At 66.5% G+C, this 14,527-nt stretch carries 17 protein-coding genes; 7 read left to right on the top strand and 10 right to left on the bottom strand.

Going from position 1 to position 14,527, the window contains the following annotated elements; translation table 11 throughout:
* The gene (locus tag ACLBV5_RS10135) at positions 1 to 564 is read left to right on the top strand and encodes a DUF4189 domain-containing protein (protein ID WP_253123482.1); all 564 of its coding nucleotides are present in this window, start codon (positions 1 to 3) and stop codon (positions 562 to 564) included.
* Between the two features lie 70 nt (positions 565 to 634).
* On the opposite strand, the gene ACLBV5_RS10130 is transcribed toward ACLBV5_RS10135, so the two are convergent.
* The 7 genes from ACLBV5_RS10130 to ACLBV5_RS10100 all read right to left on the bottom strand — a co-directional run bounded on the left by ACLBV5_RS10130 (position 635) and on the right by ACLBV5_RS10100 (position 7,710).
* On the bottom strand, positions 635 to 2,434 hold the full coding sequence (locus ACLBV5_RS10130) for a DUF885 domain-containing protein (RefSeq protein WP_447605608.1): 1,800 nt from the start codon (positions 2,432 to 2,434) through the stop codon (positions 635 to 637).
* Positions 2,435 to 2,529: 95 nt separating this feature from the next.
* Positions 2,530 to 4,353, bottom strand: coding sequence for a DUF885 domain-containing protein (locus tag ACLBV5_RS10125; RefSeq protein WP_303705614.1), 1,824 nt, complete (start codon positions 4,351 to 4,353; stop codon positions 2,530 to 2,532).
* A 113-nt stretch (positions 4,354 to 4,466) separates the two neighbouring features.
* Complete coding sequence (locus ACLBV5_RS10120; RefSeq protein ID WP_025977973.1) at positions 4,467 to 4,694, bottom strand: hypothetical protein; 228 nt, start codon at positions 4,692 to 4,694, stop codon at positions 4,467 to 4,469.
* A gap of 5 nt (positions 4,695 to 4,699) precedes the next feature.
* The gene (gene fghA / locus ACLBV5_RS10115) at positions 4,700 to 5,548 is read right to left on the bottom strand and encodes an S-formylglutathione hydrolase (protein WP_447605607.1); all 849 of its coding nucleotides are present in this window, start codon (positions 5,546 to 5,548) and stop codon (positions 4,700 to 4,702) included.
* A gap of 18 nt (positions 5,549 to 5,566) precedes the next feature.
* The gene (locus tag ACLBV5_RS10110) at positions 5,567 to 6,124 is read right to left on the bottom strand and encodes a hypothetical protein (RefSeq protein WP_447605606.1); all 558 of its coding nucleotides are present in this window, start codon (positions 6,122 to 6,124) and stop codon (positions 5,567 to 5,569) included.
* Between the two features lie 11 nt (positions 6,125 to 6,135).
* On the bottom strand, positions 6,136 to 6,522 hold the full coding sequence (locus ACLBV5_RS10105) for a VOC family protein (RefSeq protein WP_025977976.1): 387 nt from the start codon (positions 6,520 to 6,522) through the stop codon (positions 6,136 to 6,138).
* A gap of 81 nt (positions 6,523 to 6,603) precedes the next feature.
* Positions 6,604 to 7,710 (bottom strand): S-(hydroxymethyl)glutathione dehydrogenase/class III alcohol dehydrogenase, encoded by a 1,107-nt coding sequence (locus tag ACLBV5_RS10100; protein WP_447605605.1) that lies wholly within the window; start codon positions 7,708 to 7,710, stop codon positions 6,604 to 6,606.
* A gap of 176 nt (positions 7,711 to 7,886) precedes the next feature.
* Here ACLBV5_RS10100 and ACLBV5_RS10095 point away from each other — a divergent pair, with 176 nt between their 5' ends.
* A complete protein-coding gene (locus ACLBV5_RS10095; protein ID WP_447605604.1) occupies positions 7,887 to 8,771 on the top strand; it encodes a LysR family transcriptional regulator in 885 nt (294 codons plus the stop codon).
* Positions 8,768 to 9,469 (top strand): NAD-dependent deacylase, encoded by a 702-nt coding sequence (locus tag ACLBV5_RS10090; protein WP_447605603.1) that lies wholly within the window; start codon positions 8,768 to 8,770, stop codon positions 9,467 to 9,469. The genes ACLBV5_RS10095 and ACLBV5_RS10090 overlap by 4 nt, the downstream gene beginning before the upstream one ends.
* Here the strand turns inward: ACLBV5_RS10090 and ACLBV5_RS10085 are convergent.
* On the bottom strand, positions 9,466 to 9,789 hold the full coding sequence (locus ACLBV5_RS10085) for a YnfA family protein (protein ID WP_447605602.1): 324 nt from the start codon (positions 9,787 to 9,789) through the stop codon (positions 9,466 to 9,468). The two genes, ACLBV5_RS10090 and ACLBV5_RS10085, sit on opposite strands and share 4 nt — an antisense overlap.
* Entirely contained in the window at positions 9,786 to 10,571 is a 786-nt protein-coding gene (locus ACLBV5_RS10080) for an RNA methyltransferase (RefSeq protein WP_134581593.1), read from the bottom strand. Before ACLBV5_RS10080 ends, ACLBV5_RS10085 begins: the two co-directional genes overlap by 4 nt.
* A gap of 104 nt (positions 10,572 to 10,675) precedes the next feature.
* On the opposite strand from ACLBV5_RS10080, the gene ACLBV5_RS10075 reads away from it, so the two are divergent.
* Positions 10,676 to 11,344, top strand: a complete 669-nt coding sequence (locus ACLBV5_RS10075) for a DsbA family oxidoreductase (RefSeq protein ID WP_447605601.1) — start codon at positions 10,676 to 10,678, stop codon at positions 11,342 to 11,344.
* 130 nt (positions 11,345 to 11,474) lie between these two features.
* Here the strand turns inward: ACLBV5_RS10075 and ACLBV5_RS10070 are convergent, their stop codons facing one another.
* Entirely contained in the window at positions 11,475 to 12,329 is an 855-nt protein-coding gene (locus ACLBV5_RS10070; RefSeq protein WP_447605600.1) for a hypothetical protein, read from the bottom strand.
* Positions 12,330 to 12,495: 166 nt separating this feature from the next.
* Between ACLBV5_RS10070 and ACLBV5_RS10065 the strand changes: the two genes are divergently transcribed.
* The 3 genes from ACLBV5_RS10065 to ACLBV5_RS10055 are packed head-to-tail and all read left to right on the top strand — an operon-like array spanning position 12,496 to position 14,456.
* On the top strand, positions 12,496 to 12,894 hold the full coding sequence (locus ACLBV5_RS10065; RefSeq protein ID WP_447605599.1) for a hypothetical protein: 399 nt from the start codon (positions 12,496 to 12,498) through the stop codon (positions 12,892 to 12,894).
* Complete coding sequence (locus ACLBV5_RS10060; RefSeq protein WP_447605598.1) at positions 12,891 to 13,391, top strand: ImmA/IrrE family metallo-endopeptidase; 501 nt, start codon at positions 12,891 to 12,893, stop codon at positions 13,389 to 13,391. The genes ACLBV5_RS10065 and ACLBV5_RS10060 overlap by 4 nt, the downstream gene beginning before the upstream one ends.
* Positions 13,392 to 13,403: 12 nt before the next feature.
* Positions 13,404 to 14,456: a beta family protein gene (locus ACLBV5_RS10055; protein ID WP_447605597.1), complete on the top strand. Its 1,053-nt coding sequence runs from the start codon at positions 13,404 to 13,406 to the stop codon at positions 14,454 to 14,456.
* Positions 14,457 to 14,527 lie beyond the last annotated feature (71 nt).

Genomic DNA, 14,527 nt, shown 5'->3' with positions numbered 1-14,527 from the left:
ATGAAATTCATTGCGCTTTCAGGCGCTATGGCCGTGGGATTTCTGCTGATGGCGGGACTGCCCTCCGGCAAGGCCTCAGCCCAGACGCAATGCCCCGTCGGCACGGCGGCCGGTTCGGCGACCTGCGCGCCAGACGCCCCGCAGGGCGTGGACACCAGCACCATGGGCTATCGCGAACGTGTCGAGGGTCTGGGGGCCTTTGCGTTCAACACCGACACGGGCGCGGTCTATGCCTATGTCCTGCAGGGCCGCAACATCGACGCCGCCATGTTCAACGCCATGAGGAAATGCGAGCAGCCCGACCATGCCTGGGGCGTCAGCATGCGCGCGCCGACCGAACCCGACGCCAACTGTGCGCCGGTGGCCTCCTGGCGCAACGCCTGCTCGGCCGTGGCTTCGGGTCAGGTCGACGGCGTGACCCGCTATTTCTCAACGCCTGCGCGCAACGCCCGCTCGGCCCGCGCCGACGCCATTAGCCAGTGCCAGGCCAACGGCGGATCCGATTGCGCAATGGCCCACGACGCCGTCTGCACCTCGCGATCCACCCGCGTGACGCGTTACTGACAAGGCGGCCCACCGCCAAGGAAAAGGGCCGGAGGATAATCCTCCGGCCCTTCTTGTTTCTGGAAGGCGGTTAGCCGCGCATCCGTCCTTCCAGCACCGCCAGCGGCATGGAGCCGTCGCCCAGCACCTTGTCGTGGAAGGCGCGCAGGTCGAAGCCGTCCTTGGCTTGGGCTTCCTCGCGCAGGCGGGCGATGACGGTGTGACCGACCTTGTAGGCGCAGGCCTGGCCCGGCCAGACGCAGTAGCGGTTGATCTCGCTGTTCGAGGCGTCCAGCGGCTTGGCCCCGGAGGCCGCCATGTATTCGACCGCCCGTTCACGGCTCCAGCGCTCGGAGTGGATGCCGGTGTCGACCACCAGACGCACCGCACGGAACAGATAGGACATCAGGAAGCCGACGCGACCCAGCGGATCGGTGGCATAGGCGTCCAGATCATTGGCCGCCACCGCCTCGGCGTACAGCGCCCAGCCCTCGTTGAAGGCCGAGAAGCCGCCCGCGCGGCGCCATTGCGGCAGTTCGCCCGACTCGCGTTGCAGCGCCACCTGCAGGTGGTGACCCGGCGAGGCCTCGTGATAGGTCAGGGTCGGCAGGGCGAACTTCGGCCAGTTCCCGCTGTCGCGCAGGTTGATGTAGTAGGCGCCCGGACGCGAGCCATCCAGCGGCGGCCCCTGATAGTATCCGCCCGGCGCGCCCGACTGGATCGACACCGGCACGCGGCGCACCTCGACGTGGGTCTTGGGCAGGCGGCCGAAGACGGCGGGCAGTTTCGGTTCAAGCGCCGCGACCTGTTCGTTCAGCCACTTCAGCAGCTCTTCCTTGCCCGCATCGGTGTTGGGGAACAGCTGGGCCGGGTCCTTGTTCAGCGCCTGAACCCGTTCGCCGACCGTGCCCTGGGTCATGCCCTGAGACTTCAGGATGGCGTCAATCTCGGCGGTGATCTCGGCCACCTGTTCGACGCCCATGGCGTGGATTTCCTTGGCCGACAGGGTGGTCGTGGTGTTCGACTTCAGCCCGGCGGCGTAGAAGGCCTCGCCGTCCGGCAGGCGCCACACGCCCGCGTCGTGAACGGCCTTGGGACGGACCGCTTCCAGCGCCTCGATCTGGCGGGCCAGGGCCGGTTTGACCTTCTCGTCCACCAGGGCGGCGGCGCGCGCGTCATAGCCCGACAGGTTCAGCGCCCCTGCCTTGCGGACCAGCGACTGGATCATGGCCATGTCGGCGGCGGGCGTGTCGCGCAGGGCGCGGATCTGCGGCAGCATCCGGTCGATGATGAAGTCTGGCGCGATCACGCCCAGACCGGCGTCTTCCTTGATCTTGTCCGTCTCGCCGTCCAGCACGCCCGCAAAGGCCTCCAGCCGCGACAGGAAGGCGTCGGCGCCGGCCGCGTCCTCGATGCGGTGCTGGTTGTCCATGAAGTCGGGCGTCGAGAAATAGGCGCCCGACAGCTGGGTCACGACATAGGGCGACGGACGGCCCGGCCCCGCGCCATAGTCGAAGCGCGCCGTCTGGGCCGACGTCTCGCGCCCGAAGGCGGCGATGGCGTAGTTCAGCGCCCCGGCTTCGGACAGGCCCTTCTGATCGAACGCCTTCAGTTCGTCCCAGCGTTTGATCGCCTTCTCGCGATCCTTGCGGATGGCGTCCGGCCCGGCCTTGCTGAGTTTGGACGACAGGCCCGCGCGGGCGTCCTTGTCCAGACCCAGGTTGGTGGCGCGCTCGGGCGCCTCGTCGATGTCGGCTTCGAACCAGCCGTCCAGCAGGGCGTTCAGGCGCGCATCGGCGTCGCTGGCGGCGGCGGCGGCGCACTGGGCCAGCATGGGCGCTGCGGCGGCGGTCGCAGCGGCGCTCAGCAAGAGATTGCGGCGATTGATCATTCAGGTACTCCCCCCAAAAAGAGCCGCGCCGCGCCGGGCGTTGCTCCACACTCACGCTCAATGAAGGACCGGCGCGTCCGGGAATCAGGCCTTCGTCAGACCGGCGTCCAGGCGTTCATGGTCCGCTCCAGCACCGTCAGCGGCACGCCGCCCAGAGCCAGGCCCGTGTCATGGAAGCCCTTGATGTCGAAGCGCGGTCCCAGGCGCCGTTTGGCGTCTTCGCGCAGCTTGACCCAGGTGGTGTGGCCGACCTTGTAGCTGGACGCCTGCCCCGGCCAGACGCAGTAGCGCTCGACCTCGGTGGCGATGCTGGATTCCTGATCGCCCAGCGTATCGACCATGTAGCGGATGCCCTGTTCGCGGCTCCAGCGCTTGTGGTGCAGACCCGAGTCCACGACCAGACGCGCGGCGCGGAACATCAAGGATTGCAGGTAGCCGATCTGGCCAAAGGGATCGTTCTCATAGGCGCCGATCTCGTCCGCCAACTGCTCCGAATACAGGCCCCAGCCCTCGGAATAGGCCGAGAAGCCCATGACCTTCATCAGCAGCGGGGTGTCCGGCTGCTCCATCTGCAGGGCGATCTGGAAGTGATGGCCCGGCACGGCCTCGTGATAGGTCAGGGTCGGCAAGGTCCACTTGGGCCACTCCGCCGTGTCGCGCAGATTGATGTAGTAGGCGCCCGGCCGCGACCCATCCAGCGCCGGCGCCATGTAGTAGCCGCCCGGCGCCCCGGCCTCGATGGCCTTGGGCACGCGACGGATGTCGCAGGGCGACTTGGGCAGGCGGCCGAAATAGTCCGGCATGCGGGCCTGCATGGCCGCCATCTGGACGTTCAACTCCTTCAGCAACTCTTCCTTGGCCTCGTCCGTGTTCGGATAGACGAAGCGCGGATCCTTGCCGAGGGCGGCGATGCGCTGGCCGACCGTGCCTTGCGTCAACCCTTGCGCCTTCAACAGGCCGTCGGCGCGGGCCGAGATCTCGGCCACCTGGTCCAGCCCCATCTGATGCACCTCGTCCGGCGTCATCGAGGAAGTGGTGTAGTTCTTCAGCCCATAGCGATAGTAGGCCTCGCCGTCCGGCAGACGCCACACGCCGCCGTCGTGCGTCGCGCCCGCGCGCACCGCCTTCAGGGCGTCGGCCTGGCGTTGGATGGCCGGATAGACCTCTCGCGTCAGGATCGTCTGCGCCCGTGCGGCCCAGTCGCCGGGGATGTTCTTCTCGGCCGTACGGCGCGCGATCGACTGGCTCATGACCGAGTCGGCCACGGCCGTGCCGGTGATGGCGCCCATCTGCGTCAGGGTGCGGTCGATGACGAAGTCCGGCGGCACGGCCCCGGCGGCGTAGTCGATCTGCATCCGCTCGCGCTCGTCATCCAGACTGCGGGCGAAGTCCGACAGGCGCGACAGATAGGCCTCGGCGTCATCCGCCGCCTCGATGCGGTGCTGGCTGTCGAGGAAGTCCGGGATCTGCTGGTACGAGCCGCCCAGCTGGCTGACCGTATAGGGCGAGGGGTACATCCCGCCGCCATAGGGGAAGGCGTAGCCTTCCATCACCGTCTCGCCGAAGAAGGTCAGGGAGTCGTGATAGATCTGCTCCTTGGCCGGCAGGGCGTTGCGGTCGATGGCCGCCATGTCCTTCATGGCGGCGACGAACTTGACCTTGTCGGCCTCGACCTTGGCCTGGCTGCGGTCGCTCAGCTTGAAGCGGGCGTCGGCGTGTTCGCCCCGGTCCATGCCCAGCATGGTCAGGGATTCCGGATCCGTCAGGAGCATCTCCTGCGCGATCCGGTTCATCAGGGCGTTGAAGTCGGCCGAAGCGGTCTGCGCCGCAGCGCCATGGGCAAGGGCGCGAACCGGGCCGACAGCGGCCAGCGCTCCCCCCGCGGCGACCGACATCAGCAGGCGGCGGCGATCCATCATGAGCTTCCTCCCAAAAGCGATGGGCCGGGATGCTAGCGAAGCGATGGCCGCCCGCAAGGTTTGATCGTCGCCTCGCGGGTTAAGTCTGCGTCATTCGTCGTGCAAAAGCGCGCTCAGCGCGTCACGTGGGCCTTGATGCAGTCGCGCACGGCGCGCTTCAGGTCGCCCGGCGCGTTCGGCTCGTCCACGCCCTCGGCGGCGAAGACGGCGCGCACGGCGGCGTCCAGCCCCTTGGGCAGGGCGGCGATCACCTTCTTCTGCCCCTTTTCATGCAGGCAGAAGCCGACCTGATTGCACAGGTCCGCGAACATGGAATCGAAATCGGGGGCGGCGTCGGTCATTTTACTCAGGCTTTCAGCCGCTTGGCGTGGAAGGCCACATGGTCGTCCACGAAGCTGGCCATGAAGAAGTAGGAGTGGTCATAGCCCGGCTGCATCCGCAGGGTCAGCCCCTGACCGGCCTTTTGCGCCGCCGCCGTCAGCAGCTCCGGCTTCAACTGATCGGTCAGGAAGGTATCGGCGTCGCCCTGGTCCACCAGGATGTCGTCGAACACGCGCTTTCCATCTGCACCTTGGGCCGCCCCGCCCTCGATCAGCAGGGCCGCGTCATGCTTGGCCCATTGCGTCCGATCCTCGCCCAGATAGGCGGTAAAGGCCTTCTCGCCCCAGGGGCAGCGCGTCGGCGACGAGATCGGCGCAAAGGCCGACACCGACGTGAACAGTTCCGGATGACGCAGCGCCAGCGTCAGCGCCCCGTGCCCGCCCATCGAATGGCCGAAGATCGAGCGCGTCTTCGTCGTCGGGAACTGGGCGTCGATCAGCTCGATCAGCTCGCCCGTGACATAGCTTTCCATGCGGAAATGCGGCGCCCACGGCGCTTGCGTCGCATCGACATAGAAGCCTGCGCCCTGCCCCAGGTCATAGGCGGCGTCGTCGGCCACGCCTTCGCCGCGCGGCGAAGTGTCGGGCGCGACGATGATGACGCCGTGTTCGGCGGCGGCCTTATAGGCGCCCGCCTTGGTGGTGAAGTTGTCCTCGGTGCAGGTCAGCCCCGACAGCCAGATCAGGACCGGGAACGGCCCCTCGCCAGCAGGCACAAAGACCGACAGCGTCATGGGCGTGCCCGTCGTCGCGCTGTCGTGCTTCAGATAGCGCAGCGTCCCGCCGTGAACGACGTGGCTCTTGACCGTTTCCATAAGCTCTACTCCTGAAGATCAGTCCGGCCAGACCTTGGCCATGAAGTCGTCGTCGAGGACGCCGCCGTCCTCGGAGAAATGCGCGTACCAGTCGCGCGGGATCGGGGCGACCGCGCCTTCGGGCGGGGCGCCGCCGCCCCAGGCGTCGAACTGCAGACCCACCAGGATCGGCCCTTGGCGCACGGGCGGCGCCTTCACGGCCTCGGCCGCGGCCGTCAGAGCCGCGACGACCTCCGGCTGCATCGGCGGCTCGCCGGTGACGACCCAGGCCCTGGAGCGTTCGCCCGGTTTGATCATCAGCAGCATCATGCCCGAGGCGCCCGTTTGCGTCGGCTGGGCCGTGGCGGCGGCGCTGACCGCCTCCTCAACGCGCAGAAGATAGGGCGAGAGGTCGGAAACCTCGATCCGCGCCTTCATCAGGCGGTCGGGCAGATAGAGCACCACCTGCTTGCGGACCCAGGCCGGCGCGGACGCTTCGGCCGGGGGCGGCGTCTCGCCCCCGCGCGGCGTGCAGGCGGCCAGCGCCGCGATCGCCGCAACGCTCATGATCGACGCGATAGCCGCCCTGGTCTTCATCGCTTCAGCCCTCAGCCCGGCCGGTGAACGGCGCAGATCTTGTTGCCCGCCGGATCGCGCAGATAGGCCAGGTGCAGCACGCCGAAGGGGCTGTTGCGCGGGCCGGCCGGATCCTCGATCGCCACGCCGCCCGCCGCCACTCCGGCCTCGGCGAAGGCGACGACCGCCTCGGGACTGGCCGCCGCAAAGCCGATGGTGCCGCCGTTGGCGTGACAGGCCGCCTGACCGTCGCGCGGCTTGACCACGCCCAGCATTCCGCGCGGCGTCATATACCAGACGCCCGGCATCGGCGCTTCGCTCAGCGTGCCCGGCGGGTGGCCCAAGGCGCCCAGCACGGCGTCATAAAACTTGTGCGAAGCCTCGAGATCGTTGGCCCCCAGGGTGACGTGCGTGAACATGGTCTTCTCCCGATTGTGCTCCCGGCCGGCTGACCGGGAGCCGCAAGCTAGGCGGCCTTAGTTTCGTTTGGCAACGCTCTTTTAGAAGACGATGACCGAACGGATGCTCTTACCTTCGTGCATCAGGTCGAAGGCCTTGTTGATGTCTTCCAGGGCGAAGGTGTGGGTGATCATCGGGTCGATCTCGATCTTGCCGTCCATGTACCAGTCGACGATCTTGGGCGTGTCGGTGCGGCCGCGCGCGCCGCCGAAGGCCGAGCCCTTCCAGACGCGGCCGGTGACCAGCTGGAACGGACGGGTCGCGATCTCCTTGCCCGCCTCGGCCACGCCAATGATGATGCTCTCGCCCCAGCCGCGGTGGCAGGATTCCAGCGCCTGGCGCATGACGTCGGTGTTGCCGGTGCAGTCGAAGGTGTAGTCGGCGCCGCCGTCGGTCAGGCGCACCACCTCGGCCACCACGTCGGAGACGTTCTTCGGATTGATGAAGTCCGTCATGCCGAAGCGACGGCCCCACTCTTCCTTGTCGTTATTGATGTCCACGCCGATGATCTTGTCGGCGCCGACCATCTTCAGACCCTGGATGACGTTCAGGCCGATGCCGCCCAGGCCGAAAACCACGCAGTTGGAGCCCGGCGTCACCTTGGCGGTGTTGGTCACGGCGCCCACGCCCGTGGTCACGCCGCAGCCGACGTAGCAGGCCTTATCGAACGGCGCGTCCTTGCGGATCTTGGCCAGAGCGATTTCCGGCAGCACCGTATAGTTCGAGAAGGTCGAGCAGCCCATGTAGTGCGCGATCGACTGGCCCTTGTAGCTGAAGCGGCTGGTGCCGTCGGGCATCAGGCCCTTGCCCTGGGTGGCGCGGATCGAGGTGCACAGGTTGGTCTTGCGCGACAGGCACGACTTACACTGGCGGCATTCCGGCGTGTACAGCGGGATCACGTGATCGCCGACCTCGACCGAGGTCACGCCTGCGCCCACCTCCACCACCACGCCCGCGCCCTCGTGGCCGAGGATCGACGGGAAGATGCCCTCGGAATCCAGGCCGTCCAGCGTATAGGCGTCGGTGTGGCAGACGCCCGTCGCCTTGATCTCGACCAGCACCTCGCCGGCGCGCGGACCTTCCAGGTCGACCTCGACGATCTCGAGCGGGCGTTTGGCTTCGAAGGCGACGGCGGCGCGGGTTTTCATGATGTTGGGTCCTTCGGACGTCCCTATCGCTCGCGACGCGGTCGCTCGCTGCTTCAGGGACTAAGGCGGGAGAGGTGACGATTGACGACCTTACTACGCCCGTTGCGGCTGGGTCGAAACGGCGACAACGGCAAAACATTATTGCTGTTGAGCAACAATCCTGATCCAACATCCCCATGAGCCGCTGGGACGGGATCGACGAATTCACCGCTGTCGCCGAACAGGCCAGCTTCTCGGCCGCGGCCCGGCGTCTTAGCCTGTCGACCTCGGCCGTCAGCCGCGAGATCGCGCGGCTGGAGGATCGGCTGCAGACGCGCCTGCTTCACCGCACCACCCGCCGGGTCGAGCTGACCGACGCAGGCCGCGACTTCCTGGCCCGCTGCCGCCGCCTGATCGACGAACGCGACGAGGCCCTGGCCGCCGTCCAGCCCGACGATCAGGCCCCGCGCGGCCTGCTGCGCATGACCTGTTCGGTCTCCTATGGCGAGCGGTTCATCGCCCCCGCCGTCAACGCCTTCGCACGCCAGAACCCGGAACTGCGCATCGAGCTGGATCTGGACAACCGCCTGCGCGACCTGGTCGGCGACGGCTATGATCTGGCGGTGCGCTTCGGCCACCTGACCGACTCCCGGCTGATGGCGCGGCGGCTGGCCTCGCGGCGGCTGATCCTGTGCGCCAGCCCCGACTATCTGGCGCGGCGCGGCGCCCCGCGCGACCTGTCCGAGATCGCCAGCCACGACGGCCTGATCGGCTCGGCCGAGCACTGGCGCTTCACCGAGGCCGGACGCGAGGTCAGCCTTCGCCCCACCGGCCGCTGGCGCTGCAACTCCGGCGCGGCGGTGCTGGACGCGGCGCTGCAAGGGCTGGGCCTGTGCCAGCTGCCCGACTTCTACGTCGCCGAGGCTTTGGCGTCGGGCGCCCTCTTCTCCCTGCTGGACGAAGCCCGCCCGCCCGACGAAGGCGTCTGGGCCGTCCACCCCCACCCCCGCCACGTCCCGCCCAAGGTCCGCGCCATGATCGACTGGCTGCACGAAAGTCTCGCCCAAAGGAGCCCCGCATGAACCTTGTCGTCCTGACCGGCGCCGGCGTCTCGGCCGAGAGCGGCGTGCCGACCTTCCGCGCCTCGGACGGCCTGTGGGAGGGGCATCGCGTCGAGGCGGTGGCGACGCCCGAGGGCTTCGCCGCGGACCCGGCCCTGGTGCAGGACTTCTACAACCAGCGCCGGCGCCAGCTGGCGAGCGTGCAGCCCAACGCCGCGCACCGGGCCCTGGCCGATCTGGCGGCGCGGTGGGCGGGCGACTTCCTGCTGGTGACGCAGAATGTCGACGACCTGCACGACCGCGCGCATGCCGAGACGCCGCCGGCAGCAGGCTTCGAGCTGATCCACATGCACGGCGAGCTGAAGAAGGCGCGCTGCACGGCGTCCGGCGTCGTCTGCGACTGGGCCGGCGATCTGGAGCCCGCCCACGCCTCGCCCCATCACCCGCGCGGCACCTTGCGCCCGCACATTGTCTGGTTCGGCGAAATCCCGCTGGAGATGGAGCGGATCGAGCGGGCGCTGGCGCGCTGCGACCTGTTCGTCTCCATCGGCACCTCGGGCGCGGTCTATCCGGCGGCGGGCTTTGTCCAGCTGGCGCGCATGGCCGGAGCGCGGACGGTGGAGATCAATCTGGAGCCGACGCAAGGCGCGCGCCTGTTCGATGAGGGCGTCTATGGCCCCGCCAGCGAGACCGTGCCCGCCTTCTTCGACGCGCTCTAAGCCCTCGGCCCGAACAGGATGACTGCGGCGCCGAACAGGCAGACCGCGCCGCCGATGAGGTCCCAGCGGTCCGGCGTCGTCTTCTCGACCAGCGCCATCCACGCCAGCGACGCCACTATATAGACCCCGCCATAGGCCGCGAACGCCCGCCCCGCCGCCTCGGCCGGCACAAGCGTCAGCAGCCAGGCGAAGGCGATCAGGCTGAGCACGCCCGGCGCCAGCCACCACGGCGAGCGATCCAGCTTCAGCCAGACCCAGAAGGCGAAGCAGCCGCCGATCTCGGCCAGGGCCGCCAGGGGATAGACGAGGGCGAGCTTCACTCCCCCTTCTTCGCCTCCGCCGCCTTCTCCGCCGCCAGCTTGGCCAGCACCCGGCCGCGTCCCTTGGCCAGGGCGTGGATGGCGCCGCGCATGGTGGCGACCTCCTGTTCGGTGAAGGCGGCGCGGCCCAGCATGACGCGCAGGTTCTGGCTCATCGAGCGCTTCTTCTCGGGCGGATAGAAGAAGCCGCCGTTGTCCAGCTCCGCCTCCAGATGCTCGTACATCCCCAGCAGCAGGTCGTTCGACGCGGGCGGCTCGCCCTCGCGGAAACGCGGCGGCGGGGCGTCCAGGATCAGGGTGCGCCACTCATAGGCGTTGATCGCCACCGCCTGCGCCAGGTTCAGCGAGTGGTGCTTCGGGTCGATCGGAATCGTCGTGATCCCGGCGCACAGGGCGATGTCGCCCGTCTCCAGCCCCGCCCGCTCGCCGCCGAACAGCAGGCCGGTCTTCAGGCCCGAGGCCGTGTCGTCATACAGGATGCGGGCGCTCTCACGCGGGGTGCGCACCGGCTGGCGCGTCTCGCGCGGGCGGGCGGTGGTGGCGAAGACGGTGTGCAGATCGGCGATGGCCTCAGCCACGCTGTCGAACACCTTGACCCCGTCCAGCACCCAGTCGGCGCCGGACGCCGTGGCCCAGGCGCGCTCCTGGGGCCAGCCGTCGCGCGGGCTGACCAGGCGCAGCTCGGACAGGCCGAAATTGGCCATGACGCGGGCGACCGCGCCGATATTGTCGGCCATCTGGGACTTGTCGAGGACGACGACGGGAGGGGTGAGTTCGCTCATGCGCGCTGTGTAATCCTTCTGCCCCGGCGCGAGAAGCGCGCTTGCCTCCTTCTTCGCCGCGCCCATATCCCCGGCGACACCTCCTGTTTCCGAAAGCCGCCGCCATGACCGCGCCCGCCCCCAAGCCGCTGAAGATCGACTTCGTCTCCGACGTCATGTGCCCCTGGTGCGCCGTGGGGCTGGGCGGGCTCGAACAGGCTTTGGAGCGTCTGGAGGGCGAAGGGATCGCCGCCGACATCGCCTTCCAGCCGTTCGAGCTGAACCCCGACATCGCCCCCGAGGGCGAGAACATGGGCGAGCATCTGGCCCGCAAATACGGCTCCACCCCCGAACAGTCGGCCGCCAACCGCGCCGCCATCACCGCCCGCGCCGCCGAGGTCGGGGTCGAGATGAACTTCCGCGACGACAGCCGCATGTGGAACACCTTCGACGCCCACCGCCTGCTGCACTGGGCCGGTCTGACCGCGCCGGACAAGCAGGCGGCGCTGAAACACGCCCTGTTCGCCGCCCACTTCACGCAAGGCCGCAACGTCTCGGACGCCGGCGTCCTGACCGAGGCCGCCGAGGCCGCCGGGCTGGACCGCGCCGAGGCCGCCGAGGTGCTGGCCTCCGGCCGCTACATGCAGGAGGTCCGCAACAGTCAGGCCCTGTGGCGCGCGCGGGGCATCACCTCCGTCCCCGCCGTGGTGGTGGAGGACAAATATCTGATCTCCGGCGGCCAGCCGACGCAGGTGTTCGTCAACGCCCTGCGCGAGATCGCGGGCAAGGCCTAAGGCCCTTCTCCCCTTGAGGGAGAAGGTGGCAGGCGGAGCCGGACGGATGAGGGGTGTGAGCGCCCCGTTTTCCAATGAGCCCGAGGGAGAGAAGGCGCGTCATGTCGCGCCGACACCCCTCATCCGGCCCTTACGGGCCACCTTCTCCCTCAAGGGGAGAAGGGTTGGAAAAAACAGAGTCCAATTCGTCTGAATCCTCTGCAATCGCCGCCCTCTCTTCCCGCGCGAGGCGGGCGCTGAGGACGGCGAGGCGGGCCTCGACGGCGCGGCGGCCGAGCAGGTCGTCGGGGGCCAGGCGGGCGGCGTCGCGGGCGACGGCGGCGACCGCCTTCATGTCGGCTTCCAGCGTGTCGAGCGGGTCCGGTTCGGGCGCAGGCGGCGGGCTTTCCGGCTCGGCGGCGGCCAGCAGGGCCGGGTCGGTCAGCGCCCGCCAGGTGCGCAGCCACGACGCCGCCTCGGCCGCCCGGCCGCGCCGCACCGCCCGGTTCAGCCGCATCAGGGCCTGAGCCGCCATCGCCGCCAGATCGGGGGCGTCCGCCGCCTCCTCGACCGGATCATCGTCGTCAGGCCAGGGATCGGGGTCGCCCGCATCGCAGCGGCGCCAGCCCTCGCGCGCAGCGCGGGACCGCAGCGTCCCCAGCTTCAGCCCGTAGCGGTCGCAGACGGCCTCGGCCGTATCACCGGCCAGATAGTCGCGCCGCGCCGCCGCCCAGGTCGCCTCGGAGCGGACGCGATAGCCGTCCCGCGGCGCCGGGTCTTCGTCGTCATGGCCGCGCGGGGCGTCATCGTCGTTTGGCGGGGGCGCCTCGGCCCGCTCGGCGGTCGAGGGCCGCACATGGTCGGGGATGTAGGTGGTGTCGCCGTACTCGTCCTGCTCCCACCGGCCGGAGGCGATGATGCGCGGCGCCTCCTCATGCCAATCCTTCTCGGGCCAATCCTTCTCGGGCCAGACCTTCTCCCGCCCGCCCGAAGCCTGATCGTCCATGGCGCCGCCTCCTGCCTGAAAGGCGGAGGATGAAGGACGGGTGCGTCAGGATCGGACGGGATGTCCGAATTACTATCGACTTGGTGCGTTGGACAACCTCACTGAACACGTCCTATGACTACATCAGATTGACAATGTTCTTGTTTTGTTCCACGGTGACGACGCTATGAAAAAGAAGGTGCCACCGGTCGGATTCTGGATAGGCATGGCGTTTCTTTGCCTTTCGGCAGGACTCGTCGGTGGCGCAATGTCCCGTGGGCTCGGCGCTAGCAGTTACACGATTTCTTATGCCGATTTTATATCGGTAATGCTGACTGCTATTTCTCTTATTATGGCGCTACTAGCGTTTTTTATTGCGATTTTGGCCTACATTGGCTGGAATTCAATAAATGGTAAGGTCGCTACTGAGGTTAAGTCTATTCTTACGGATGGATTCCGGGAAGGTCAGCCTCTGCACCAAATGTTCGTTGAGCAAAAAGATCGCGCAATGTTTGAAGGTGTTATGAGGATCGATACAGATTTTGAAGCTGACGCCGACGCCGAAAAAAAGGAGGACGGTGAATGAATAATGATCTGTGGTCGAGAATTTCACCTGACGAAGCAGAGGCGGTACGCAACGCTATCTCAGAGCACCCCGTTAAAGTAGGTAAGTTGGCTCAAAATTTGGGGATCGAAGTTTTTCGATCTCCTCTGCCTCCAAAGATTTCCGGGATGATACAGCCCTCTCAGTCTGGCGGCGGGGGGTATGAAATTAGGGTCAACAAGTACGAAGTACCCGAGAGGCAGCGCTTTACGTTAGCTCACGAGATCGCGCATTTTCTGCTCCATAAATCGGATATCCGATCAGGAGTGGTGGATAGTGTGATGTATCGTTCCGCGCTTACCTCCAGAAAGGAAGCGGAAGCCAATCGGCTAGCGGCAGATATAGTTATGCCTATGGACGCAGTTAGAAAAGAACTGGCTGCATTGGGAGGCATTGCAGACGAAGAGACTGCTAAGCAGCTTGCTTATATATTCAAGGTATCTCTTCCTGCTATGAGAGTGCGACTCGGGCTGTCGTAACGGAAATTCTGGATGCTGGCTGGAAAGACCTACTGTCCAATCCTCCATGCGCGCGTGGCGGAAATTAAAGCGCTTGAGCGACTGCCTGAGCCGACAAAGGACTTGCTGTTCCCACTTGTTGTGGGGCGACCTTGGCCGAACGCGAAACATCTCTCGAAAACGTGGGAGAAGGTTTCTGCAGCTTTTGGAACGCGACGATTTGCGCTCGATATCGACCCATTCAAAAGAAATTCCAGCTCGGAGAAACCAGCAGCCGCCGAATTTGACAGCCTTTTCGACTCGTCGGACGGGTATGCGAATTACTATGCAGAGGTCGAGGGAGTTGAGGCTGCAATTCCTGTGCTTCAACTGACCGACGGGTTTTTGCCCGACCTCGCCCGTCAGCTTGAACATGTGGAGCGCCTTGATCGCGGCGTAGTGTTGCGTGTTCAACGTGATTTCTGCGCTCAACCAACGCTGTTAGTGCCTCACGTTCTTGAGGCTTATAAGGATGCCGTAATTTTTGTGGATTTAGGTTGGTCCACCGACCTTCTCGGACATGAGCTTTGGGCTAGCGGAATTCTCGAAACCCTCGCAGAGGGCGATCCCGAGGTCGAGATCGTTGTAGCGGGTTCTAGCTTTCCGGAAGCCTTCAAGAAGAAGGCGAGGGACGAAATCTCCGCATACGAACGGATGGTGTTCGACAGCCTGGTTCGTCGCCACAACTCCGTCGTCATTACCTACGGGGATTGGGGAAGCACTAGGCCGCCACGATTGCCGACACCTATGGGCACAATCCCCCCACGGATTGACGTTCCTATGACTCGGGAATGGATTAGTTTCCGAAGCGAAGATGGCGAGGACTTCGACGACGTGGCGAGGCGTGCCGTCTCCGACGGCATGTGGCCTTCCGGATTGAACATCTGGGGGACATATATGATCGAAGGGACTGCTCATGGCGTGCCCGATGCCATTCGCGGTCAGGCATCATCGGCTGCCGCGCGAATAAACATCCACCTTCATCGTCAAGCCCACTTCGGAGTGGCCGGATCCTTTGGTGATCGCGACGAGCCGTATACCGACTGACGGATCAGGCCTTGCCAAGGCTGTTGTGCAGGGGATCGAACGCGAGGCTACAGAAGCCGCCTCGCGTCCAA

This window comes from Brevundimonas sp. M1A4_2e, from assembly GCF_053345555.1.
This window is presented reverse-complemented; position numbering and strand designations above follow the sequence as displayed.